The organism is Dyadobacter arcticus (genome assembly GCF_011762185.1).
Classification (GTDB): domain Bacteria; phylum Bacteroidota; class Bacteroidia; order Cytophagales; family Spirosomataceae; genus Dyadobacter; species Dyadobacter arcticus.
On sequence record NZ_JAASQJ010000005.1, the window covers coordinates 469,389 to 492,561 of the forward strand.

At 42.2% G+C, this 23,173-nt stretch carries 20 protein-coding genes and 1 tRNA gene; 11 read left to right on the forward strand and 10 right to left on the reverse strand.

From position 1 onward, the window contains the following. Window positions 1–12: 12 nt before the first annotated feature. Genes FHS68_RS23570 through FHS68_RS23580 form a run of 3 tightly spaced genes read right to left on the reverse strand, consistent with a single transcriptional unit; the run spans window position 13 to window position 5,567 of the window. Window positions 13–1,515 carry a glycosyltransferase gene (locus FHS68_RS23570; RefSeq protein WP_229212039.1) on the reverse strand — a complete coding sequence of 501 codons (1,503 nt, stop codon included), beginning with the start codon at window positions 1,513–1,515 and terminating at the stop codon, window positions 13–15. A 48-nt stretch (window positions 1,516–1,563) separates the two neighbouring features. Beyond that, the gene (locus FHS68_RS23575; protein ID WP_167275772.1) at window positions 1,564–3,468 is read right to left on the reverse strand and encodes a heparinase II/III family protein; all 1,905 of its coding nucleotides are present in this window, start codon (window positions 3,466–3,468) and stop codon (window positions 1,564–1,566) included. Between the two features lie 2 nt (window positions 3,469–3,470). Continuing rightward, window positions 3,471–5,567, reverse strand: coding sequence for a bi-domain-containing oxidoreductase (locus FHS68_RS23580; RefSeq protein WP_167275775.1), 2,097 nt, complete (start codon window positions 5,565–5,567; stop codon window positions 3,471–3,473). Between the two features lie 248 nt (window positions 5,568–5,815). Here FHS68_RS23580 and FHS68_RS23585 point away from each other — a divergent pair, with 248 nt between their 5' ends. Continuing rightward, on the forward strand, window positions 5,816–6,751 hold the full coding sequence (locus FHS68_RS23585) for a sugar phosphate isomerase/epimerase family protein (RefSeq protein WP_208408414.1): 936 nt from the start codon (window positions 5,816–5,818) through the stop codon (window positions 6,749–6,751). A gap of 4 nt (window positions 6,752–6,755) precedes the next feature. Here FHS68_RS23585 and FHS68_RS23590 read toward each other — a convergent pair whose 3' ends face one another. Both FHS68_RS23590 and FHS68_RS23595 read right to left on the reverse strand, forming a co-directional pair. Then, window positions 6,756–7,166: a response regulator gene (locus FHS68_RS23590; protein WP_167275778.1), complete on the reverse strand. Its 411-nt coding sequence runs from the start codon at window positions 7,164–7,166 to the stop codon at window positions 6,756–6,758. Continuing rightward, on the reverse strand, window positions 7,153–8,760 hold the full coding sequence (locus FHS68_RS23595) for a sensor histidine kinase (RefSeq protein ID WP_167275780.1): 1,608 nt from the start codon (window positions 8,758–8,760) through the stop codon (window positions 7,153–7,155). Before FHS68_RS23595 ends, FHS68_RS23590 begins: the two co-directional genes overlap by 14 nt. A gap of 135 nt (window positions 8,761–8,895) precedes the next feature. Between FHS68_RS23595 and FHS68_RS23600 the strand changes: the two genes are divergently transcribed. Together FHS68_RS23600 and FHS68_RS23605 are read left to right on the forward strand one after the other, a co-directional pair. Continuing rightward, window positions 8,896–9,741 carry a helix-turn-helix domain-containing protein gene (locus tag FHS68_RS23600; RefSeq protein ID WP_167275783.1) on the forward strand — a complete coding sequence of 282 codons (846 nt, stop codon included), beginning with the start codon at window positions 8,896–8,898 and terminating at the stop codon, window positions 9,739–9,741. A gap of 62 nt (window positions 9,742–9,803) precedes the next feature. Next, window positions 9,804–10,454: a hypothetical protein gene (locus FHS68_RS23605; protein ID WP_167275786.1), complete on the forward strand. Its 651-nt coding sequence runs from the start codon at window positions 9,804–9,806 to the stop codon at window positions 10,452–10,454. 107 nt (window positions 10,455–10,561) lie between these two features. Here FHS68_RS23605 and FHS68_RS23610 read toward each other — a convergent pair. From FHS68_RS23610 to ubiE, 3 genes are all read right to left on the reverse strand, one after another. Next, a tRNA-Val gene (locus FHS68_RS23610) sits at window positions 10,562–10,636 on the reverse strand. Between the two features lie 107 nt (window positions 10,637–10,743). After that, window positions 10,744–11,478: a type IX secretion/gliding motility protein PorT/SprT gene (porT, locus tag FHS68_RS23615; protein WP_445438747.1), complete on the reverse strand. Its 735-nt coding sequence runs from the start codon at window positions 11,476–11,478 to the stop codon at window positions 10,744–10,746. Continuing rightward, window positions 11,427–12,149: a bifunctional demethylmenaquinone methyltransferase/2-methoxy-6-polyprenyl-1,4-benzoquinol methylase UbiE gene (ubiE, locus tag FHS68_RS23620; RefSeq protein WP_167275788.1), complete on the reverse strand. Its 723-nt coding sequence runs from the start codon at window positions 12,147–12,149 to the stop codon at window positions 11,427–11,429. Before ubiE ends, porT begins: the two co-directional genes overlap by 52 nt. A 126-nt stretch (window positions 12,150–12,275) precedes the next feature. Here ubiE and FHS68_RS23625 point away from each other — a divergent pair, with 126 nt between their 5' ends. The 4 genes from FHS68_RS23625 (at window position 12,276) to FHS68_RS23640 (ending at window position 15,114) form a co-directional block, all read left to right on the forward strand. Next, a complete protein-coding gene (locus tag FHS68_RS23625) occupies window positions 12,276–13,061 on the forward strand; it encodes a hypothetical protein (RefSeq protein ID WP_167275791.1) in 786 nt (261 codons plus the stop codon). A gap of 18 nt (window positions 13,062–13,079) precedes the next feature. Continuing rightward, on the forward strand, window positions 13,080–13,661 hold the full coding sequence (locus FHS68_RS23630; protein ID WP_167275793.1) for a hypothetical protein: 582 nt from the start codon (window positions 13,080–13,082) through the stop codon (window positions 13,659–13,661). Window positions 13,662–13,881: 220 nt separating this feature from the next. Then, the gene (locus tag FHS68_RS23635; RefSeq protein WP_167275796.1) at window positions 13,882–14,691 is read left to right on the forward strand and encodes a LuxR C-terminal-related transcriptional regulator; all 810 of its coding nucleotides are present in this window, start codon (window positions 13,882–13,884) and stop codon (window positions 14,689–14,691) included. An 81-nt stretch (window positions 14,692–14,772) separates the two neighbouring features. Then, a complete protein-coding gene (locus tag FHS68_RS23640; protein WP_167275799.1) occupies window positions 14,773–15,114 on the forward strand; it encodes a hypothetical protein in 342 nt (113 codons plus the stop codon). Window positions 15,115–15,459: 345 nt separating this feature from the next. On the opposite strand, the gene FHS68_RS23645 is transcribed toward FHS68_RS23640, so the two are convergent. Then, window positions 15,460–15,693, reverse strand: a complete 234-nt coding sequence (locus FHS68_RS23645) for a hypothetical protein (protein ID WP_167275801.1) — start codon at window positions 15,691–15,693, stop codon at window positions 15,460–15,462. 1,290 nt (window positions 15,694–16,983) lie between these two features. On the opposite strand from FHS68_RS23645, the gene FHS68_RS23650 reads away from it, so the two are divergent. From FHS68_RS23650 to FHS68_RS23665, 4 genes are all read left to right on the forward strand, one after another. After that, window positions 16,984–17,136: a helix-turn-helix domain-containing protein gene (locus FHS68_RS23650; RefSeq protein ID WP_167275804.1), complete on the forward strand. Its 153-nt coding sequence runs from the start codon at window positions 16,984–16,986 to the stop codon at window positions 17,134–17,136. A 276-nt stretch (window positions 17,137–17,412) separates the two neighbouring features. Continuing rightward, window positions 17,413–18,534, forward strand: a complete 1,122-nt coding sequence (locus FHS68_RS23655) for a Fic family protein (RefSeq protein WP_167275806.1) — start codon at window positions 17,413–17,415, stop codon at window positions 18,532–18,534. 256 nt (window positions 18,535–18,790) lie between these two features. Continuing rightward, window positions 18,791–21,967, forward strand: coding sequence for a chemotaxis protein CheB (locus tag FHS68_RS23660; RefSeq protein ID WP_167275807.1), 3,177 nt, complete (start codon window positions 18,791–18,793; stop codon window positions 21,965–21,967). A gap of 1 nt (window position 21,968) precedes the next feature. Next, window positions 21,969–22,982, forward strand: a complete 1,014-nt coding sequence (locus FHS68_RS23665) for a chemotaxis protein CheB (RefSeq protein WP_167275810.1) — start codon at window positions 21,969–21,971, stop codon at window positions 22,980–22,982. Here the strand turns inward: FHS68_RS23665 and FHS68_RS26295 are convergent. Continuing rightward, the coding region (locus FHS68_RS26295; RefSeq protein WP_208408416.1) for a hypothetical protein at window positions 22,958–23,173 on the reverse strand (216 nt) is incomplete at its 5' end. The two genes, FHS68_RS23665 and FHS68_RS26295, sit on opposite strands and share 25 nt — an antisense overlap.

The window sequence follows — 23,173 nt, forward strand, 5'->3', positions numbered from 1 at the left end:
CCTGAATTGCTCTTACCTTACTAACAGCAGTAAATGGTTAAGATATTTTTTTGCCAGGAAGTTCCTGTCAAAATGTGCTTTGGCATATCGGTACCCATTTTCTCCTAGCTGTACCAATAGCTCAGGATCTTTTCGACAAAAGTTAATCAGGACAGCCAAAGCAATAGCATTTTCCGGCTCCACAAAAAAACCCGCTTTGGCCTCTTCTACTAATTGTTTGGAAATACCGTCAATGGCCATGATTACCGGTCTTTTGCAAGAAAAATAGTCAAATGTTTTGTTGCTGTAAACTTTTTTGAAAGCCTCCGCTTTTTTTAATACTGAGATACCGATATCCGCCGCCAGAATGTACCGGAAGATTTCAGATTTGGGCATTGGATCCATAAATCTTACATTCAATATACCTCGACGTTCGGTTTCCTGTTGAAGTTCTTGTTTCTGCATTCCATCCCCGATTAATAGAAAGCATACATTCGTATCACGAAGCAATTCAGCAGCCTCGATAAGTTGGATCAAATGGTTTGCCACGCCATGAGCCCCGACGTAAATGATCACGAATTGATCTGTAATACATAGTTTTTCACGAAAGACGGCCCGATCAAACTGTAAAGATGCCTTTTCTGAAAGATCGAAATCCGCAGCATTGGGAACATACACTATTTTGTCTTGATCGACTCCTTTTTTACCAACCAGAATATCTTTGAATGCGGGAGTGAGGACATTGATTAGCCGGGCCTTCCTGTAAAGGTATTTTTCAAAAGCAAAAGACAACCGAATCAGTAGCGGATTCTTCAAAGCGCCTGTATCGATTGCCGATTCAGGCCACAAGTCCCTTATTTCTAGTACAAAAGGGATTTTTTTCCAAAAAGATAATAGTAAAGCGGTGATTCCTACTGATAATGGCGGGGATGTAACGACAATCAAATCATACGTATTCCTTGCATAAAATATTCCTCCCAAAACGGATGAAAAAACAAAAGAGAAATAGCCTGCAAGCCTTCCGGCAAAGCTGGAATTATACTGATCCGATACCCTGCAACGAATTACCGTCACGCCATCAACATTCCGTTTGGTTGCAATAAAGTCAACGCGCTTTTCTGAAGCCACTGCCATATAATTCGCTGTTCCCGCCAAAACTGAGACTTTATGACCCTCTCTCACCCATATCCTGCTCATTTCATTCCATCGCGAACCGCCGCCATCATGATCTTTAAGAAAATATTGATGTATTAGTAGAATGTGCATTTCTAAAATCACTTTTCTCGTCAAAGTCCGGGATGGGATTGAGCCTGCTTTTTGCTGCAAACGCCTAATCATTTCAGTCGCAGATATTGTGTCTTGCTCAATGGACAGATCCCTTTCTCCCTTTGACGTGGAATTTGTGCTTTGGTCACTATCTGAGATAATATTTTCCAAATATTTTTCAATAATATGCTCTACAGTGTCTCCTTTGGATTCTGCTAACTGTTTCACCTTAGTCAGTTTCTGCTCGTCAATGTTGATTGTCAGTGTCATACGCACGATTGTTTTCTTACAAATAAAGAATATCTCCTGATTTTCATTTTATTCCTTCCAACGAATCACAGCCCTGATAAACCTCCCTGATGAAGAAAAAACCACCCTCCGACAGCTCATCTTGCTTCCATAAGTTTCAGAAAACCATCCTTCTGTTTCAATTGGCGTTAATTCAGAGCCATCTTCATGATAGGCTCTCAAATGATAATGGTCGAAGAATTCATCTGACGGATGCCAGATTTGATTCATTGGCAAATCTGGCGGTGCGTTTCTGACCGAATCCTCTATGATCCATTCCAGATATCCTTTGCGTTTGAACACTTTCCTTTTATGCGAAATCCCCTTGCCCAAATGTCCAAAACCCTCCAATTCCGCCTCGATCAACCAGTGTTCAGGCGTCTCATTCACCGAACCTTTTGCTTTCTTAATCCAATCCCACCAGATAAAACGGCCGCACTTTTGCATCTGATCAAAATCGCCAAGCATCACTGTATTATGGGATGCAGTTCCAGAGAAGTATTTTGTCCACTTTTCATCCGTGTTATATAAGTACGATCCCGCATCGCGAAGGATATTGTGACCATCTACCCATATGTCCAGATGCAGATGATCGGCCTGAAAAGGTCTGTTCTTGTAGCTTCCACACCTTAAAAATGCAATTGTCTTGTAATCCCGTAAAACATGATAACTTCCATCAGGAAAAGTTGAAACTGGCTTAATTGCAGGAGTTTCCAGCTTTGGTTTTTTCAAGTAATCACGACCTGAAAACCAGGCTGCTTCTTCTTCCCACTCTCCATTTTCATAAAAACTTTTAAAACCTAGTAAGGATCCCAACGCGGCCAACTGCGGCCGAAAATCACGGAATTCGCAAGATGTTATTGGAAAAAACAATGCGCCATCATTGTTTCCGTAATTGGGAAGCTGACCCGTTTTTTCATCCTGACAAGTCCTTAGAAACAAAAGCGACTTTTCTGCCCGATCATAGACGACATCTCCCCACTTTTCTCCATTCAAATCAGCAAGACCGATTGCCCATGTCAATAATTGGACGACAATGCGATGGTAATTCATCGAAAATTGGAGAAATGTACCGTCCGGATAGATTTGGTAACTTATTTCCTGTTCAAAATATCTTTTCCCTTTCTCTTTCCAGCGCCCACTTTCGGGAAAAAACGGAAAAAGCAAGCCAATTAAATAAAGTCCGAGACACTCAGTCAAAGCATGATTACTCCTGACAGCAATCAGCGAAAAGCTGATATTTTCTTCTACATGACGTATTTGCTGGTGAATGCTATTCATGATTTTATCAAATCTCTCCTGGTTCAATGTCTTTGAAAAACGATAGTAATGGAGCGCAAAAACCCAGTTCAATACACGTAATGTAATTTCCTGGCTGCATTTCCAGTTTGGGCCGCAATTAACCGGGTTACGATCTGTCCAATCCGCTATCAACTCAAAAACGAGACTTGACTGATCATTTTCAAAATGATAATCATACCGGATGAGGTCATACAAAAAAGTAAACCGGGACTTTTCCCAAACATATTTTATATCCCCAGACTCTCTTGAAAAATCCGGGATTCTTGTCCAATGTGCGCCAGCATTATAAGTAAAACCTGTTTCTGGATTGGTATGCCAATCGGCAACAGAATACCATTTTGAACTGAAATACTGAAATCGATCCTGGCTGATATTCAAGGCATTGTCTTTGAGATAACAGAGCGATTTATTCTTTTTTACATTGATTTGACCTGCTTCGAAAAAGAACTTAACCGGCAATTCGCGCCAGATTTTAAGTGAAATGAATGATTGGCTGCGTGTTTTGGTAGGAAAGCGCCCGGCAAGCCTTCCCGTCCGCAACTGGATTTCATACCACATCCGGAAAGCCGAATAGCGCAGACCCATGTTCCGAAGAAATACAAACAGGTTTCGGATATTTCGAAGTCGCCACATGCTCACGGAACCCTGATCCAAGTTCCTTTCCTCAAACTTTCAACGGCAGCAAACGTCGCTCTGGTAGTATTAATGATTTCTTCAAAGGCTATAATTGCAGGTCCGCCCGACTTAACTGACTCTAATAGCTTCTCAAATTGGGCTTTATGACCCTTTTCTTTCCTGATTTTCAAACCGGAAAATCCCTTGAACCCATAACCTGTCAGATTGCGAAAATCATCCAGAATTAATGTCCTTCCTGTGAAATAAACCTCAACCCTTTCTTTCGGATAAGTTGAATGTCCATTGGAAAAATAGTTAACTACCCCGGTCGATCCGTTTGCATACCGGAGCAAGATATTGCCATTCTGGCAAAACGAAGAATGATCAGACAGCGCGTTCGTGCATACTTCGCTAATCAAACTGCCAGTTAAGAATGTTATGAAATCAATAAAATGACAAGCTTCGCCAACAATCCTTCCGCCGCCGATCGACAAGTCGTTGAGCCAGGCATCCATGGGCAGATAACCCGCATTGACGGTCACCACCACATTCATTGGGGCGTCTACAAGCAACTTTTTCATTTTTAATGCATATGGAGAGAATCGGCGATTAAATCCAACTGTCAGAGAAGCTTCCGATTGCTGATAGACATGGATGATTTCCTCCAAATCCGCAGGAAGTATCGCCAGTGGCTTTTCAACAAAAATGTGTTTTTTCGCCTGCATCGCATCGATCACCATTCTTGCATGCTGATCGTGCCGGGTCGTGATAAATACCAGATCGACCTCGCTATCTGCCAGAATTACCTGATAATCAGCGGTTGCAAATGGTATTTTATATTTCTTTGCCAATTCTGCGGCAGTAAAACCACTAAGACTTGCCAGGTATTTCAGACTTTTTCCTTTTAGATTAGGCAATAAGGTCATTCGAGTGAAGTTACCTGCTCCTATAATGCCGCAAACCAAATCAGTCGGAGGGAAAAACGAGGTTTTGAATTCTTTTAAAGCCGGTGTTAAATTCGGTTGTTGATAGTTAATGATGGTAGCAGGCGCATTTGATTTATTTGAATAGAAATGACCAAAATCTTGCAAAGGAATGATATTCGAGATCAACGGCTTCACATTCAGCAGTCCCATCGAAAGCATATCCAGAATCGCCTGAAAATTGCGGTTTTCAGTCCATCTGACAAATGGTAAGGGGTAATCGACGCCACCTTGCTCATAATTTGGATCGTAACGGCCAGGGCCATACGAACACGAAACCTGGAATGTTAATTCTTTTTGATAAAAAACCGCACGGTTTAAATTCAACCCGATATTACCGATCAGGACGATCTTACCCCGCTTTCTCGCAATGCTGGCCGCCTGCGAAATAATCGCTCCGGATTTTGAAGACGCAGCAATCAACACACCATCGGCACCAACTCCGCCCGTGAGGTCAGCGACCCGTTTCGCAACATCGCAATCATTGGGGTTAATAGACAGGATACCCATTTTCACTGCCAGTTCAAGCCGTTTTAAGTCGGGCTCAATCCCTATAACCCGGCAGCCATTGGCCCGGAGCAATGTGGCAGCCAACAAACCGATTAACCCTAAGCCAATTACCACAACCGATTCTCCCAGAGCAGGTTTAAGCAATCTTATACCTTGTAACCCTATCGCTGCCAATACCGTAAAAACTGCCTCTTCATCCGGTACATTTGATGGGATTTTTGTTACCAGGTTTGCCGGAACGCACACGATTTCGGCATGCGGGCCATTGCTTACAACCCTGTCGCCGTTCATAAAACCCGAAACCCCATCTCCCACCTGTATTACTTCTCCAACATTGCAATATCCCAGCGGCATAAGCTGATTAAGCCTGCCCGAAACGGCTTTGAATGTATTTAGGAAACCATCAGATCTAATTTTATCTAATACCAATATCAGCTTTTCAGGTTGCTGACGGGCTTTTTCGAAGAGATTTGCCTTGCTGAATTCAACTAGCATCCTTTCAGTGCCGGCAGAGATAAGGCTTTTACGTGATTGGATTAAAACATAACCTTTTTTGACTATTGGAGCAGGAACTTCTGCTAGTATAGTCTGTCCTGTTCGCAGGTTTTGCGCAAGTTGCTTCATGGTGATAGTGTGTGTTAACCGTAAATATCAGGATTGACATTTACCGGCATGTATGCTGTGACAAAGTTTTAATATTTTTTATGAATTCCAATTTTACGCCAACCCCGATTGACTAGTAATGAAAGAAAAGCACAATATTGGATCATAGGTAATAAGCTCATGGGCCAGGCATTTTCTGTGAAAAGCCGGCATACGAAGCAACAGTATATTTATAGTGACCGTTGCTCTTTATTTCTAAACCTAAAACCATGACCCCAGTCTTTAAAGTCAAATCTTTTACGCCAAAGGGTACTTGTTTCCAGCTCATTTTAGTGACTATTTTACTTTTTATCTCCTCGAATGTCTGGTCACAAAAAGCAAAGGGAGCCAAAAACATTTATGCAAAAGATAACCTGATAGCGTGGTGCATTGTGCCATTTGACAGCAAGAACAGAGGTCCGGTGGAACGTGCAGAAATGTTGAATAGGCTGGGTATTAACAAATTGGCCTACGACTGGCGAGAAAAACATATCCCCACTTTTGACGCGGAACTGGACGCTCTAAAATCTCACAAAATTGACTTGCAGGCGTTCTGGCTATACTCAGGCCCAGAACCTGAAAAAGATAAGAATCTGGCGATCATTCTCGATGTGTTGAAGCGGCATAAGGTAAAAACACAGATCTGGTGTATGGTGGCCGGTATTGAAGATCTGGATCAAATGACCCAGCAGGAGAAGGTCAATGTGCATGCCCGGGCGGTAGCTTACATTGCGGACAAAGCCGCCGAAATAGGTTGCTCGGTAGGACTTTACAATCATGGCGGCTGGTTTGGTGAACCCGAGAATCAGCTTGAAATCATCAATTACCTGAAAAAGCCCAATATTGGCATCGTATACAACCTTCATCATGCCGAAGAGCAAATAGAAACTTTTCCGAAATTCTTTCCCAAAATGCTCCCGCACTTAATGGCCTTCAACGTGGCCGGATTGCAAAAAGGCAATCCAGTGAAGGTGGTACCAGTAGGCCAGGGCGATGCTGAAATGGAAATGATGCAGATTGTAAAAAGAAGCAGTTATAGCGGTCCGGTCGGTATTATCAATGAAAATTTTGCCCCTGATGCGGAAGAAGGACTAAAGATGAACCTGGATGGATTGAAAAAGATCCTGAAAGAAACGGGAGACACGGCTGCTTTGAAAACCTATTGAGAGATCAGTTCAATGAAAGTACCTTGTTCACAATTTGCTGAAGTTCCGTTGCATAGATGGGCTTATGGACGTAGTCAGTAATAAACCCGGTTGACATTGCGCGTTCGTAATCTTCATTTTCGGTAGAAGAACTCACCATAAATATGGAAATTCCTTTCGAAAGAGAAGGATGAATCTTCGCATATTCATCAATAAACTGCCAGCCGTCCAAAATGGGCATATTGATGTCGAGTAATATCAATTCTGGCAATTTTTGTTGCTGGAAATTACATTCCAACAGATAATCAATGGCTTCCTGGCCATTTTCAAAAAACACAGTTTCGAGCGTCACCTGTGTCTTTTCAATGATCTTTTTGAGAAGAAACGTGAAAACAGGATCGTCGTCGACCACACAAAGTCTTTCAAGCGTATTCATTAAATGTAATTTTAAAAGTTGTTCCCTGGCCTACCTTGCTAAAAACCTGTATCCGACCTCCGTGTGATTCGATCTGGTTCTTGATTAAAAACAGGCCGACACCATGTGCATCTTTATGCTTATGGAATGTTTTATATAACCCGAATACTTTATCTGCGTGTAAATCCAGGTTTATACCTTTTCCTTTATCTATGTATTTAAGTTCTTTTACCCCGTCACCATTGAGATAAAATTTCAATGTAATGTGTGCCGGTTCATCATCCTTTTTATATTTGATTCCGTTTGAAATAAGGTTCATTAGGATGCTTTCGAGATAAATCTGCGGAAACATAACAGTTTTTAAGTCATATTTCAAATCTACGGTAGCACCAGTTTCATTAAGACTTTCGCTCAGTACGGAAAGAACCTTATTTGTAACCAACACTATATCAAGCTCTTCGCTCTCCAACCGGCTTTCCCGTATCTTAATCAATTGCGAAAGATCATCCAAAGTGTTGTTCAAATGGCCTGAAACCGCCTTTATCCTTTGAAAAACCGCCAGGTTAGTCTCCTCTAAATGCGACTCATCGACAAAGGTGGTCAATGATGAAATGTTACTGGAATGGTTGCGAAGATTATGGGAAAGAATATGGGTAAAATTCTTAAGCTGACTATTTTGCTGTGCCATCTGGTCGATTGATTTGATCAGGTTTAACTCAGCGGTCTTGTATCTGTCAATATCCATAATGACGCCACGTACTTTGGTAACCTCATTATTTCTGTCAAACAGCGGATTACCTGAGAAACGAACCCACTTTTGCTGACTTTCAGTATTCAATTGCAATTCATAATCCCACGAAACTTTGGTTTCCGGCGTATTAAGTAAAGCCAGTTTAATGATCATCTGATCCGATTCATTGAAAAATCTCAGTAAATCCTGCTCCTTTTTTATCGCTTTTTCGTCCGTTTCGAAAATCTCCCCGGACGTGATGGTCCAGTTGAAGGCTTTTGTAGAAATGTCATATTCCCAGCCTCCCAGCCTACCAACCTGGCCAGCGGCGGTAAGGAGATACTCGCTTGCCGCCAACTTTTCCTCTACAATGTTGCGTTCATCGATTTCCTTTTGCAAATCACTTACCGACCTGATCGACAATATGCTGGGAAATATTTTGAAGAGATAGTAGACTGTCGTGACCGAAACTGCCGCGGTCAGAAAACGTACCAATGCACTAAGGCGGTAAACCGGTATCCAGAAAATCAATGCATCAATAAAATGTGTTGTACCACACAAAATGATGAATGCTACAAAAAGCCAGATGGTATTTGGGAAAGGAAAGTCGCGCCTTTTTAAGACGACTTTCATCAAGAATATTGGGATCAGAAAATAAGCGCCCCATATCAGCAGGTCGGAGATGATGTAGAGCCACCCATGAAAGTCCGTCCATTCACCACAATACCACCTTGCAGGCCAGTTTTTGGTATTTAAAATTCCCTGAAAAAAACCGGTGACCTGCTGTGAGAGATCTGCCCTCTGAGAATCCTGAACGATCGCGCCAGTTTGGCACATGCGAATACTATCCGCACTGGTTACGCAAAGTGTATTTTCCGGGTTCATAGTTATTCATGATGATGAGGAACGTAATTTAATCCACTAAAAAACTTTTAATATACATAATAGTGTGATGGCAAGAAGCTGTATCTTGAGAAACAAAAAAATTTCAGCAGTAATTACTGGAAAATATCCAACGCAATGGTGTACAAGTACATTCAGCCTTCGGTGCATTTAGAAGCTTACGTAAAGCACTATTTGTTGCTGCATTTCAGGATGGACCGTGAAAACCCGCAACTGATCAAATCGTACGCGCCTTGTCCTGAACAATGCCTTACATTTAATCCCAGAGCCACCCTTATGAGTATTAATCAGCAAACCGGTGAAGTTAATCGCCGAACCTCCAATTATTTGTCGGGACAGCAGGTATCGCGACTAAACTTGCATCTGGCGGATGATTACCTCATGCTGAAAGTGGTTTTTCAACCAGGGGCCATGTATCAGATTTTCGAAGTTCCATTGGCCTTCTTTACTGATCAATACCTGGACACGGAAACGGTAATTGGAAGTGAAATCAGAACAATTAATGAACAAATGGCAAATGCGGATTCGTATGAAAAACTCATAGAAACTGCTGAAATATACCTTTGGAAAAAAATCAAGAAAAGTAGGACCGAAGCTAATGCGGTTAACAAAATAGGGCAGCTTATCATAGATAACCCAACCCGCTTTTCCCTGGATTGGCTTGCCGCCCAGGCTTGCTGGAGTCCGCGCCACTTACAAAGACAATTTGTAGAAAGAATGGGTGTAAGTCCTAAATTTCTGGCAAGGATTAGCCGGTTCGACAAGGCTTTTCTCCTAAAACAGCGAAATCCGAAATTGGATTGGCTTAGTATTTCGCTTATCAGCGGTTACAGCGATTACCAGCATATGGTAAAGGATTTCAAACAGTTTGCAGGAACCAATCCAAATGAAATGTTTCTAGCGGAACGGCAGTCGCCCGAGCGTGTTTTGGGGCTTGTTCCTGAGCATATGTCTTCCAGATAATTGGTCGCTTTTTTACCACCCGACAGTAATTCGGCATTCCTATTTTTACCTAAAAAAAGAATATGGAAAGAGTTTACCGTAATAGCCACTATTTATTTATAGCCGTACTGCTGATGGCTTTTGTAGGCTTTCATAAAACCTATTTCAGCAAAATTCCTGATTTCCAGGATATTACCTCGGTAATGCATCTTCATGCCTTTACGGTCTTATTGTGGTTTGCGATATTAATTGCGCAGCCATTGCTGATCCGCACCAAGAGGACAGACCTTCACCGCTTGGTTGGAAAGATATCGTATGTGGTTGTACCCATGGTGATCCTCAGCATTTTCTTGCTTATGCGTATTGCTTTTATTAGAAACAGTCCTGTTCTTCCCGGACAACCGGACATACGCCTTATCGGTATCGCTGATATCACATTCTTTGCCCTTACTTACCTTCTGGCCATTTATTACAGGCGCAATGTGAAGTACCATGCGCGTTATATGGTATTGAGCGTTCTGCCGTTCATCAATCCTTCTCTGGGCCGTTTGGGTATCCCCAGGCTCATAGTAGGATTGTTCATGATGCTTGGACTCATCATTTACGAGCGTTTTAACAACAAAGTTTATCGTCCCTACTTAATTGGATTACCTGCTTATGTGGCGATATATGCCTTTTTTCTTTTTGTCATCGACGCTGATCAATGGCGGGCCTTTTGGTGGATGTTCTTTTAAAATAGCTTACTTCAAAGTTTCCACTATTTCGATAGGCTGTAAAACAGTGCATTTCTTTCAGGGATTACAACAAAAAAAGACGCTGAAATCAGCGTCTTTTTTTGTTGTGGGAGTTGAGGGATTCGAACCCCCGACCCTCTGCTTGTAAGGCAGATGCTCTGAACCAACTGAGCTAAACTCCCTTTCCGTCATTTCGGAGTGCAAATATGTAGGACTAAAATTATCCCTGCAAATATTTCAGGCAAAAAAGATTGAAATAATTTACAAAATACTGAGAATCAACCGGCAATTATTCGAAGTTCAGGTAGAGTGTGACGGTGTGGGTGGTCATTTTACTGATACCTACGCCTAATGAATTTTTGGTAGGCTGAAACACGTTGGTCAACCCATGAGAGAAACGCAATTCAGGAGAGAATTTGAAGAATTCGAAAAACTGTTCGTAGCCAACGCCATAATCAACCGAAAAGTCACTGGACTTGGTGTCAAGCCGCCCAGCCCCGCCCCCACGGCTTCTTTTTACATTGGTTTCAATTCCCAATGTGACCCCCGCCAGCATATACATCCTGGAATTGACACGTCGTAATGATTTGTATTTTAGTAAAAGTGGTATCTCTATCCAGGTGGATTCCCGTTTTTCGGTTTTGTCGGTTCCATTGGGGTAACTGAATTTCACATTGCGCTCATACAGCGAAACAGATGGCGTAGTCCGTAAATCCCAATGATCGGTCAGGAAAGCATTGACAATAAAACCCATTCTGAACGCAGCATTGGTCGGCGACTGGATTACAAATGCGGAATCCTTCGGAATAAAATCATTACTGTGTTTGATATTGAACCTCGTAAATGGCACAGCAAACAATATACCGTAATGAATGGGTTTGTCGTCGTAATATTCGAGGTGTTTTCTTCTGTACCCTACGCCCTGTGCTTGTGATTCCTGGGCAATCATGAATAATCCAAGAATACCGAAAATTACTTTTGACCGGTGTAGATTGAACAGATCCCGAAGGTAAGTGTTATGCATTTGGTGTTTATGAAACCTGCTTTTTTATAAATTTCAAGGAAAGCCTCTCCGTCAGGAAACGCTTGTACGGATTCGGGCAGATATGTATAGGCCGAACTGTCCTTTGAAACGGCATTTCCGATAACTGGTAATATGTATTTGAAATAAAAATTGTAAAACTGTTTGAAAGGAAAGCTGCGTGGCTTGGAAAATTCCACCACCACGCAATTTCCTCCTGGCTTCATCACGCGGTTCATTTCTGTCAGTCCCGCCAGTAAATTCTGAAAATTACGTACTCCAAACGAAACGATAATCGCGTCAAAATAATTGTCTGCAAAAGACAAACTTTCAGAATCGCCGCTTTGCAGGTTAATGATATCCTGCTTGCCTAATTTGGCTATTTTTTCTCTCCCAACAGCCAGCATACCCTCTGAAATATCAACACCAATGATCTTATCAGGTTTCAGGGAAAGTGCCTCGATCGCAAAGTCGCCAGTGCCGGTTGCAATGTCCAGGATCACCTTGGGTTGTTGTTTCCTAAGCAATTTAATCGCCCGTTTTCTCCAATAAATGTCCACCCCGCCGCTCAAAAGATGATTGAGCAAATCGTATTTCGGTGAAATGTTATCGAACATTTCCGCTACCTGCTCCCTTTTGCTTCCGTCCTTGTCCTTATATGGTACTACACTCATTTTTCCAGCTGCTAAATGCATTGATAAGCAAAATTAGCAGATAAATATGGTTATCGGATGACCAAACGCAGAAACGAACGTCTAAGTAGTAAATGATAAGTATTTGCTACTAACCCTTCCGATTTTATGCGTCATACGACCCTTTTTGCAGGCTTTTATCTACTTATGTTTATTTCAAACGCACAGTCTTCATGGCGGAAACCTTCGTCCAATGGAATCAGCAGCAAGAAAAGTTACATCCGGAACGAAAAGTTGCCCTTCTATTTCATCCTGCGGGGTGGCTTAACACAGTTCTTTGGTGAACTGAATGAGCAGGATATGCGCGCCATGACAGGTATCAGCCTGGGCAAGTCGTTTAATAAAAACCTGGCGATCCAACTGGATTACACTGCAGGCAAAGTGGGCGGTGAGAAAATCCAGTTTTTCAATTCTTATTTTATTAATGAATATAACACCATCGAATGCATTGTAAAATGGAATCTCACCGAGCAATTTAACCGACTGGAACCCGGGCCGGTAAACCTTTTCCTGTACGGAGGTATCGGACAAATACATTTTAACGCCAATGCTTTTGACATAGATACTGACAAGATCCTGCGATTCACCAACAGCCAACTCAGTGCGAGAAATCCTTTATTCCTGCGTTGGGGACCAGCAAAAGGACCTATAGGAATCAAAAGGACCCGTGAAGGCATTCTTCCACTTGGCACTTCTATGAATTATGAAATGTTTCCTCATTTGAGAATAGGATTGGATTACCGGTTTTATCTTGTGCGCACGGATAAAATGGACGCAACCTCAGGAGCAAGACTGATTAACCCCGAAGAAAGCACATCTTATAGCGATACTCCAGATGATAAATTCAGCTTTCTTGCCATTTTCTTAACTTACCGTTTTGGGATGTCGAAGTGAAATCTAACATCATTAACCGTGAAATTTAACGCTGTTAAGTACAAATTATATCCAACATTGCTAAATGTTTTTGACCGTTTTGAAAAAGGCTATATTGATAAGGATGAATTACTTAACAGAGTTAACCGAGTGCCCGTTTTGCAGACACAAGCCCAGCGAAAAGGTGCTTCGTTCGAAGAAGCCGTAATCAAGGGAATTGATGAAGAAATGTTTGATCCGGACATTCTTGATAAAGTTCGTGCACTGCTTCCAAGACCAATGCTAAAAACCCAGGTTTATTGTGAATATCAGCTCGACGATGTTCTGCTATACGGTTATGTAGATGTACTCGGAAGGATTGTAGCCGCGGATATCAAAACCACAAGCAATTATCAACCAGGTTGTTACGCCATAAGTCACCAAAATTTCTACTTACCTGCCCTTCGAGTAAAAGGCATCAGAAGTCTCCGCTATATCATTACCGATTTCAAAGAAGTGTACCAGGAAGAATACGACCATACCCTGGATCTTGCCCACCAAATCAGACAAATCAAGTCATTTTGCGAATTTTTGGACGAAAACCGCTCGAAAATTACTGATTTAAAGATTTTCGGTAGCTAAGCTTTTTCATTAACAGGAATTCAGATTGTGAATGTTCTGGCCCAGCGCAAGGCTTGTCAGTTCCTGAAAGTATTGGCAATGAAATTCCTTGGCACCGGATCATGCGGTGTGTATCAAATCTACCATTTTCTGCAACAGATGTCTGGGTAAGGAAATGCCGAAACGATCAATTTTGCACTCTTGCTAGATTACTACCTTTTTAGCCTGAAAATAAAATTTTATGTCACTTACTAAACAAGAATACCTCGCCTTTAAAGCCAGGTGCGCCCAGTTTCTGACCGATGTTGAATACCCGCTCCGGGTAAGTGAAGAGGAACACGGCAGGTTTTTGAATACCGCCAAAATAACGGCAGGCCATGAACGGTTTTCATTTGTTGTCAACCTGCTCTCATTTGAAATTACCCATTGTATCGGGGCAGAAAGATGGCTTGGCTATTCCTCAAGGCCCTACTCGATGTTCGATTATTTCAAATCGATTCACCCGAGCTATGTTGAACAGCTCATGCAAATGGCCATCGCAACATTGGAAGTCACAAACCAGTTTCCCGGATCGGTCCGGTATATGGACCAGCGGATCATTGCATGCATTCCTATGAAAGACAAGAATGGAGAGTATTGGTGGGTGAAGAGAGAATCGGCCTCGTTTCAATTTGACGCGAAAGGGCGGATTACCGCTTATGCCAATTTATTCACGGTTGTGAAGGAATACGATGGCGAGTCCATGACACCCAGGTACAGCGATCAGGCAGGAAATAGCAAGAATGAATTATACGACATGTTTGTGGAGAGGTACCAACAAAGGATCCGTGAACGCCTGCCATTTACCAAAAGACAATTCGAGATTTTACAGATTTACTCGGAGGGTGCGGGGTGGACCAGCCAGCAGGTAGGACGCAAATTATCAATCAGCAAGCAGACGATCGACAAGCATAATCAGAGCATTCTGACCGCCGCTAGAAACCAGTATGCGAGGCTGTTTATTTCCGCCAATGAGGTGGCTCATTTTCTTCGGACAGAAAAAATTATTTGACCCTGTACCGAGCGTAGGGCATGTTAGCAGTCTGCAATGGCCCTAAACTTGCCCAGAATTTAATCTATTAGCCCCAAAAATATGAATGTTATTTTCTTAGGATTGTTTCTGCTGCTGCAACGACCGCAAGACAAAATTCAGGTTCAGATCCTCGAAAGGTCCGGTAAGGCAAGTTCGGAAATTACGGATCAGCTCGCTTCAATACTTACCTACCCACAAGTTCTCGCAGATGGCAAGGGAGGGATTGTGGTGGTCCAGTTTTACCTGACCGATGGCATAACCATCGGAAGGGTAAAAGTGTTCAGCGGGGATTTCGCTCTCAATTCGGATCTGGTAAGACAGTTAACCGGCAAAAAATTGTATCAGGCAGAACCTGGCGCGCTAAACCAGTATACAGTGAAGCTGCTTTTCAAACCACATTAAACCGGCTTTCCCTTCCGACCCAATTTAAGTTGATTCACTCTTCCACAATTGAGAATCCTTGCAGGCTTGGAAGGCGAACCGCTGGTTCATGTTTGCGGCCGCAACCCAAGAAATGAAGATCTAGGGTAATCTGATGTACGTTGATAGTAGATTAGTTATGGGTAGTTCGAAATGGTATTCCTTGTTGGGATACCATTTTTTGTTTGTTGGGGGCGTACTAAAATAAGTTTATTGCGTTCTGCCAAAACTCGTTTTTCATGTTTATTGAAAAAGCCATCCCGGATACTCTCGGATGGCTTTTTAGTACAATAGAATAAGAATTTTTGATGCTGCAGAAAAACAGCACTACGAATTTAAGGATGTCTTTTTCTTAAAAACGTACACACGGAGGACTACTTCAATCCATATTAGCGCAGGTCCAAGTACCGGAACAAATAGCGCAAGCGCGCCTTTTGCCAACTTCAACGGCCAGGCAATTTTCTCGTTCACAACATAATAAAATGTCAGGGCCAGAATAACAAAATACACGCCGGTCAATGTCCATACTTCGACTGATCCAAGTCCAATTGCACAAATCATAATGGTTTTTGTTTTTAGGGTTTAATGTGATTTGAAATTACGAAGGTGGCTCGTTACCGAAGAAAGGACCAGGATGAGAATCACAGGCCCAAGTATCGGTAGCTACACAAATATGAGACGTACCCAAACATGAAATGTCTCTACCCATATTTATACATCCGTGCTGGGTAAGAACAGCTTCGTGACCTTGATTAAAAGCGTCGACATCCATACCGGCAGCAGTTGAACTCCATCCAACTCCTATCGAGTAATAAGTAACTGGCTTCTTTGCACCCTTGTCCAATAATTCCTTGATCTAATCAGGTCCTTATCAGTCCTGTCAGCCAAAATAGAAAATAAAGTAATAAAACCCAATCTATCTAAATCTGAAAGCTTGGAGGCAAATTCAGCATTCATCAAATATTCCACTTCATCAATTTTGTAAAATACCTCTTGTAATAAATAATCAATCCTTATACTCCGCTTCCGGCCATATATCTTACCTTCAAGACCGAACACGTTTAATTGCACATTCGTAGCTCTAAATGTTAGACCATGTAAGTTGAGTTCATATCCATTTACAATTGAAGGGAGACTTTGGATTGTGAACCGATATTCGATAGGTGACAAATAAATGTCATCATATGCACTTATTTTAAACGGGTTAGAATAATTTGATGCTCGTCGGTCCGTAACGAAATTTCCCTTTGTTTCGACAGGTGAATTGCCTGACTGTCTGTTAATTAAATCTGTGTCACTACTTTCACATGCAAGGATGAAAATAAGTAGTGCAATGAGAGTTAGGTTTTTAATCATTTGTGAGAATAATTTAAATGGTTGTGAATTTTAATAGGATCTACTTCTGTTGTACTGATGTAAATATATTACAATTAAATATTTGATTAATACCGGGAAATAAACGGACATTGATCTATTGGTAAATAGCCTTATACGTTACCAAAACACACATCGGAGGGGAAAATATTTGTAATTAATTTTCAGAGGAATGAATATACTCTGAGACGGGAAAAGGGGAGGAAAATTTAAGAATCAATCGAAGGCCTGGTAAACTAAAATCAATGCATTGTAAGTTCCCTTGGCATCCTTTCGCAGCGCATTAAAGTGTACAAATCTCAATCGCAGGTTTTTTGGCGGATTCTGGCTTCCCCCTGTAAACACGTCCTAACTAAATATCATTTCAATGATAATATTGGCAGTCAGCCGGGAATGCCTTCCAACTTTTCTACCTCAGGTGATGTTTTTACCTTGCCATACTCCAAATCTAACCTATAAACTTCTCGATAGTGCATAATGAACTATCATCCCTCTCATCAGAAGTTAGCAAACCAGCAATCGATACAAAGACTTGAAGCAGGGAAAGTCAATCCATCATTCTTTTATCTGCACGAAATCGCCACAGGATTAGGAGTAACAATGCAGGATATCACCCAGGTATCGTCATAAGTAGTCGCGTATCATCCATTTCTCCTGCTAAAACTAAACTACGGCCATCCTTAATTCAGATTTGACAAAAAAACTGAATTAGCAATTCTCTTATTTCAGATTTATAGTTGTTTTCTGAACTAAGGATTTTCTTAGTTCAGTTTTATGCCAATTTTCTGAACTAAAATATTTCTTAGTTCAGTTTTTATTCCAGAAACTGAACTAACGGATTTTTTAGTTAAGTTTACCTTCATTTTCTGAACTAAGCGATTTGTTAGTTTAACTTTTTGATTCAAAATGAAGAATTTCAAGGCAGGCGTATATGCCAATCAAGGCTATTACAAAAGTTTTCAACCCGAAAACATAAACCGCGACTGGCTGATAGACGATATGCAGCTACTCAGCCTGCTGAGCAAGGCAGATAGAGATCTTGGACGATTGGACATGTATTCCGAGTATGTCCACATTGACCTATGCATTCGCATGCACATCGCGAAGGAAGCTACGCAATCATCCAAAATCGAGGGCACCCGGACTAATATGGAAGAGGCTTTCTTGGAAAAAGATGAAATTTTAATGGAGAAACGTGATGATTGGGAGGAAGTGCAAAATTATATCAGCGCAATGAATGAGGCTGTTAAACAATTGCATACGCTTCCGTTTTCGTCGCGGCTGATACGACAAACGCATAAAACTTTGCTTCAGGGTGTTCGGGGTAAGCATAAGCAGCCCGGCGAATATCGCACCAGTCAAAATTGGATCGGTGGCGCGAGTATTAATGATGCCGTATTTGTGCCACCGGTGCATACTTCCATTGCTGATCTGATGTCGGACATTGAAAAATTTGCAAACGACGAAACCAATCCTTTGCCCGACTTACTAAAAATAGGGCTGATCCATTATCAATTTGAAACAATTCACCCCTTCCTGGGCGGGAACGGCAGGGTCGGGCGATTATTGATTACGCTTTACCTGGTGAACAGAGGAATATTAAAGCAGCCGATACTTTATCTTTCAGACTATTTTGAGCGAAACAGAACTTTGTATTACGACAATTTAATGCGCGCGCGGACACACAATGATATCAACCAATGGTTAAAGTTTTTTTTGGTAGGGATCATTGAGATCTCAAAAACAGGGGTCAGCACTTTTGATGGAATCCTGCAATTGAAGCGAAGTCTTGATATAAAAATTCAATCCTTTGGAAACCGCGCCGGTGATGCCAAAAAAATTGTTGAATACCTCTATGAACAGCCTGTGATTGATATATCCCGGATTGAAAGCATTACCGGAAAGTCGAAGGTTACCAATTATAAACTGCTTTCCGATCTGGAAAAGTTAGAGATTTTGAAAGAGATCTCTGGGGGGCAGCGCAACAAATTGTATGTTTTTAAAGACTATCTGGACCTGTTCCGCTAGGTTATCTGCCTTGTACATTGGGATCAACTCAAAGAACGGAAAAACCCGGCAATGCATCGATTCCTTCCTAACAATCTTCAAAATGCCAATTTGCTAATTATCAGGCTTTGGTATGCTTTTTAGTTAAATGGATAACGCTTTACAAAGACGGGAGCAGCAATCCATTTCTACGGATCGTGTTATCATTGCCCCCGGGCTACTTAGAAGGAGGTAGCAATTAACTACCTTGTAGATTATTCACTGATCCACTGACATTATGTTCGCACCAGAGCCGCACCATATCATTGCAATAGGCGCTTCGGCTGGCGGCCTGGATGAGCTAAATTCTTTTTTTGACAATACCCCGTCCGATGGGGTTTCCTATGTCATTGTCCAGCATTTATCATTGGAATTCAAAAGTCATATGGTTGAGCTGCTATCCCGACGCAGCAGGCTTGCGGTGCAGGAAGCCGTGGATGGAATGCTAATCCGGGGCAATCAGGTATATCTTATTCCTAATGATAAGTTCATGACTGTTCGAAACCATTGTTTGTATCTTACGGATAGGGGCTTAGACCGCGTTCCTCATATGACAATCAATACTTTTTTTATCTCGTTAGCAGAGGATTTTGGCCCAAAAGCGATCGCAGTCGTGCTTTCAGGGCTGGGTTCAGATGGTACGGATGGTATCAAAGCCATAAAAAAAGCGGGTGGACTGGTCATTGTAAGGGACCCTGATGGTACCGAATTCCATAGCATGCCCAGTAATGCCATCGCTACCGGGTTGGTAGATGCTATATTAGAACCTGAGGCAATTCCTAATTTTATTGAAGAATATGTAAAGCGTGAGCTCGATCTGATGGCAGCCGGAATACATGATGAAGAACACGTTGGTAAAATTATAGGGCTCATCAAAAAGCAATTGCCACTAGATTTCTCTGACTACAAACATTCCACGATTTTAAGAAGGATAAAAAGAAGGGCAGCTTCCAATAACTTCGGTGAGCTGGGACCTTACATTCAATTCATCAAAGACAATCCTGACGAGTTAGACCTCTTGGCTAAAGATTTTTTAATTAGTGTAACCGGCTTTTTTCGCGATACAGAATCTTTCAATTTCATACAAACTCAGGCTATACCCAATATTATTGCCGAACTGGCACCTCAGCAGGAACTGAGAATGTGGGTTGCCGGATGCGCCAAAGGCGAAGAAGCCTATTCGTTGGCTATGCTGGTGAGTGAACAGTTAGGCGATAGGATCAATGAGCATGTGGTGAAAATTTTTGCGACCGACATTGACACCGCTGCATTGTCTCAGGCAGGGAAAGGTCTATATAAGCCTGGTATCCTGACCAATGTGTCGCAGGAACGTTTGCAGAAGTTTTTTCGAATGGAGGGAGAGGATTATAGGGTCAATCCTGCACTCCGCAAGATGGTTATTTTTGCGCACCACGACCTGGTCAAAAATCCACCTTATTGTAACATGCATTTCATAAGCTGCCGGAATGTTTTAATCTACATGACACCCGCACTTCAAAAGAAAATATACCTGATGCTGCTCTTTGGCCTCAAACAGCATGGTTTTCTGTTCCTTGGTTCGAGCGAAAACCCGCTGCCGATCCTGCAAAGCCTGAAAGTGATCAGTAAAAAATTTAAAGTTTTTAAAAATCTGGATGCCAACCAGTTGGTAAGGTTCGAATCATTCTCATTGCCCGAGGTCTCTTACAAAAAGCATACTGATGCACCCCGATCACAGGATCAAACATTGAGGGTACCGGACCGGACGCTTGGCGATGCTGTCAACGAAACTGTCATGAAAGACTTGGGGCAACTGATTATATGCATTGATCAAAATGATAAGGTACTCAAATTTTATGGGGACACGACGAAATTTTTGATGCAGAAAATCATGACCACGGACTTTACAGAGCTACTTCCAGGCCCGTTGGGAGTAGCTTACAATACATTAGTTGGCCTTGTTTTACAGAATAATCAATCATCTTTTGTAAGCGGAATTAAAATAAAACAAGGTGAAGAAGTCGTTGGCGTAACCTTGTCGATAAGTCCAATGATTTCGAAAGGCCGGAACAATGGTCTTTTAGTAGTCCGTATAAGTGAAGACCACTCAAATGAGGTCGCGGCCACTGACAAACTAGTCTTCGATGAACAACTTTATTTTGACCAATACACGCAAAGCCTGGAACAGGAAGTAAAAGAACTGAGAGAAAAGCTCACGGCCTCGAACGAAAAATTGTACTCATTGGATGAGAACATGCAGTCATTCAATGAGGAACTGCTTTCTGCGAATGAAGAGATGCAAAGTACGACGGAGGAAATGCAGTCGATTAATGAAGAGTTACACACGATCAATTCTGATTATCAGCTTAAAAACAAACAGCTGCTTGAACTCAACGACGACCTCAATAATTATTTTAGAAGCAATATCAATGGGCAGCTCTTTATAGATGATCAACTCCGGCTAATTAAATTTTCCCCAGGTGCAGTTAAACTGATTAATCTGCTGGATAATGATATTGGCAGACCGCTAAGCAACATATCTACTAATTTTAAATTTGAGACCATTATCGAGGACATTAGCCAGGTAATGTCCAGCGATATGGTTATAACCAAAGAGGTTGAAACCAAAGATGGCAAGTGGTATCAGGTCATGACGATGCCTTATATAAAGTTAATCAACAACAAGACCTCGGGCGCCATTATTACATTTAATGATATTACCGAGCTTAAACTTGTACAGCAACAACTCGATAAAAAAAATGAGGCCCTGATGCGAATCAATGCTGACCTGGATAACTTCGTCCATACCGCATCTCATGATTTGCTGGATCCATTAAGTAGCATTGAAGGAAGTATTTCACTGATCAGTTCTATCAACACCACTGATTTGGAGATCAAAGAAGTTTTACCAATTATAAATGGTTCTGTGAAAAAATTCCGCTCCCTGATCGGCGAGATAGCAGCGGTAGCTAAAATTGAAAACAATGCCCACGGGACAGAACCTGTCGATATGGATGAGCTCCTGGATAACATTGAATGGAGCCTGACTGAGCGGATTAAATCGAACGGGGCGGTGATTAAAAGAGACGTGCAGGTACACCAAATTGTATTTTCTAAGAAGAACCTGCGAAGTATCTTGTATAACCTTATTGCAAACGGCATCAAGTATAGATCTGAAAGGCCACCAATCATCCTAGTACAGATTTCAGCACAAGATGACGTCTTTGTTCTCTCAGTTGAAGACAATGGAATGGGTATAGAAGAGCCTTATCTCGCGACCATATTTGATAAGTCCACCAGGCTCCATTTAGATGGTGAAGGTTATGGGATTGGCTTATACCTTGCCAACAAAATAGTAAACGCATCTGGCGGCAGGATCGCTGTTGAAAGCGAGCCGGGCAAGGGCAGTAAGTTTACAATATACCTAAGTAAATGACATGGCCAATCACCCCAAATTTATTGTCGTAATAGGCGCGTCAGCTGGTGGGTTGAACGCACTTGACGAATTGATACAGACACTGCCAGCTGGCTTGGATGCTGCCTACTGTATCGTTCTCCATTTATCACGTAAGGGAATTGGCGATTTTGTGGTACACCGGTTAAGTAAGGTTACCAGTATGCAATGCAGTATGGCTGCCAATGGCGCTACGATTGAAGCGGGACATATATATGTCGCACCGCCCAACCAGCATTTATTGGTCAAGGATGGTAAGATTTTGCTAGGATCAGGCCCCCAGGAAAATCGTTTCAGGCCTTCTATCGATGTGCTTTTTCGTTCGGCCGCCGTTGCATATACCTCACATGCCATTGGGGTTATCCTAAGCGGTATGCTTGATGACGGGACTTCGGGTATGTGGGCCATCAAAAGAAGTGGCGGAACTTGTATCGTTCAGGATCCCAATCAGGCTGAATATCCGGACATGCCCCTTTCGGTCATAAACAACATGGATGTCGATCACGTCAGCGTCCTCTGTGAAATAGGCGCACTTTTGACCGTGGTAACAAGTCTTGACCGGGCCTCAGAAGCGCCCGCGCCGCAGGACGTGTTACTCGAATCGCAGATAGCCGAAAAAACGGCCGTGGGTATAGATGATATTGAACAAATTGGGGATAAAAGCGTCTTTGCCTGTCCGGACTGTGGCGGAAACCTTTGGGCAACAAAGGGGGATATCATCAACCGTTACCGGTGTCATATTGGGCATGCTTACACAGAGCGGGATTTGGTGGTCAAACAGGCCGAAACGGCCAGTACAACGCTGTGGGTAGCCCTTAGGATGATGGAAGAACGCAAACATCTTCTCCGGAAACTTGAAGTCGACTATGCCCAAAAAGGTTATACCTCCCTATCACTGGATCATCACGAGAGAAAGGACGAAATGCAGCGGCACATCGACACGCTTAAAGTAATTCTTTCCGATTTACAGAATCATGATACGGCTGTTCCGTATTGAATGGTTTTGGGTTTGATGTTGACCCTATTCCAGCCACAGGAAATCGGATTTAAATGTGGCATTTTCAAGAGAATATAAACCAAACAAAAACCGCTTGACAATCTATTGATTATCAAGCGGCTAGCTTTGTTTTCTGTGGTGATGGACGGAATCGAACCTTTGAATGACACTTTCATGAGCTTTTCGTTAAA

Excerpts from the sequence above, each read along its gene's own strand:
- FHS68_RS23655 (WP_167275806.1), top strand. The coding sequence starts at position 17,413 with ATGAAGAATTTCAAGGCAGGCGTATATGCCAATCAAGGCTATTACAAA.
- FHS68_RS23595 (WP_167275780.1), bottom strand. The coding sequence starts at position 8,760 with ATGAACCCGGAAAATACACTTTGCGTAACCAGTGCGGATAGTATTCGC.
- FHS68_RS23590 (WP_167275778.1), bottom strand. The coding sequence starts at position 7,166 with ATGAATACGCTTGAAAGACTTTGTGTGGTCGACGACGATCCTGTTTTC.
- FHS68_RS23575 (WP_167275772.1), bottom strand. The coding sequence starts at position 3,468 with ATGTGGCGACTTCGAAATATCCGAAACCTGTTTGTATTTCTTCGGAAC.
- FHS68_RS23600 (WP_167275783.1), top strand. The coding sequence starts at position 8,896 with ATGGTGTACAAGTACATTCAGCCTTCGGTGCATTTAGAAGCTTACGTA.
- FHS68_RS23625 (WP_167275791.1), top strand. The coding sequence starts at position 12,276 with ATGCGTCATACGACCCTTTTTGCAGGCTTTTATCTACTTATGTTTATT.
- FHS68_RS23665 (WP_167275810.1), top strand. The coding sequence starts at position 21,969 with ATGGCCAATCACCCCAAATTTATTGTCGTAATAGGCGCGTCAGCTGGT.
- FHS68_RS23660 (WP_167275807.1), top strand. The coding sequence starts at position 18,791 with ATGTTCGCACCAGAGCCGCACCATATCATTGCAATAGGCGCTTCGGCT.
- FHS68_RS23645 (WP_167275801.1), bottom strand. The coding sequence starts at position 15,693 with ATGATTTGTGCAATTGGACTTGGATCAGTCGAAGTATGGACATTGACC.
- FHS68_RS23635 (WP_167275796.1), top strand. The coding sequence starts at position 13,882 with ATGTCACTTACTAAACAAGAATACCTCGCCTTTAAAGCCAGGTGCGCC.
- FHS68_RS23570 (WP_229212039.1), bottom strand. The coding sequence starts at position 1,515 with ATGACACTGACAATCAACATTGACGAGCAGAAACTGACTAAGGTGAAA.
- FHS68_RS23640 (WP_167275799.1), top strand. The coding sequence starts at position 14,773 with ATGAATGTTATTTTCTTAGGATTGTTTCTGCTGCTGCAACGACCGCAA.
- ubiE (WP_167275788.1), bottom strand. The coding sequence starts at position 12,149 with ATGAGTGTAGTACCATATAAGGACAAGGACGGAAGCAAAAGGGAGCAG.
- FHS68_RS23650 (WP_167275804.1), top strand. The coding sequence starts at position 16,984 with ATGAACTATCATCCCTCTCATCAGAAGTTAGCAAACCAGCAATCGATA.
- FHS68_RS23585 (WP_208408414.1), top strand. The coding sequence starts at position 5,816 with ATGACCCCAGTCTTTAAAGTCAAATCTTTTACGCCAAAGGGTACTTGT.
- porT (WP_445438747.1), bottom strand. The coding sequence starts at position 11,478 with ATGCATAACACTTACCTTCGGGATCTGTTCAATCTACACCGGTCAAAA.
- FHS68_RS23605 (WP_167275786.1), top strand. The coding sequence starts at position 9,804 with ATGGAAAGAGTTTACCGTAATAGCCACTATTTATTTATAGCCGTACTG.
- FHS68_RS23580 (WP_167275775.1), bottom strand. The coding sequence starts at position 5,567 with ATGAAGCAACTTGCGCAAAACCTGCGAACAGGACAGACTATACTAGCA.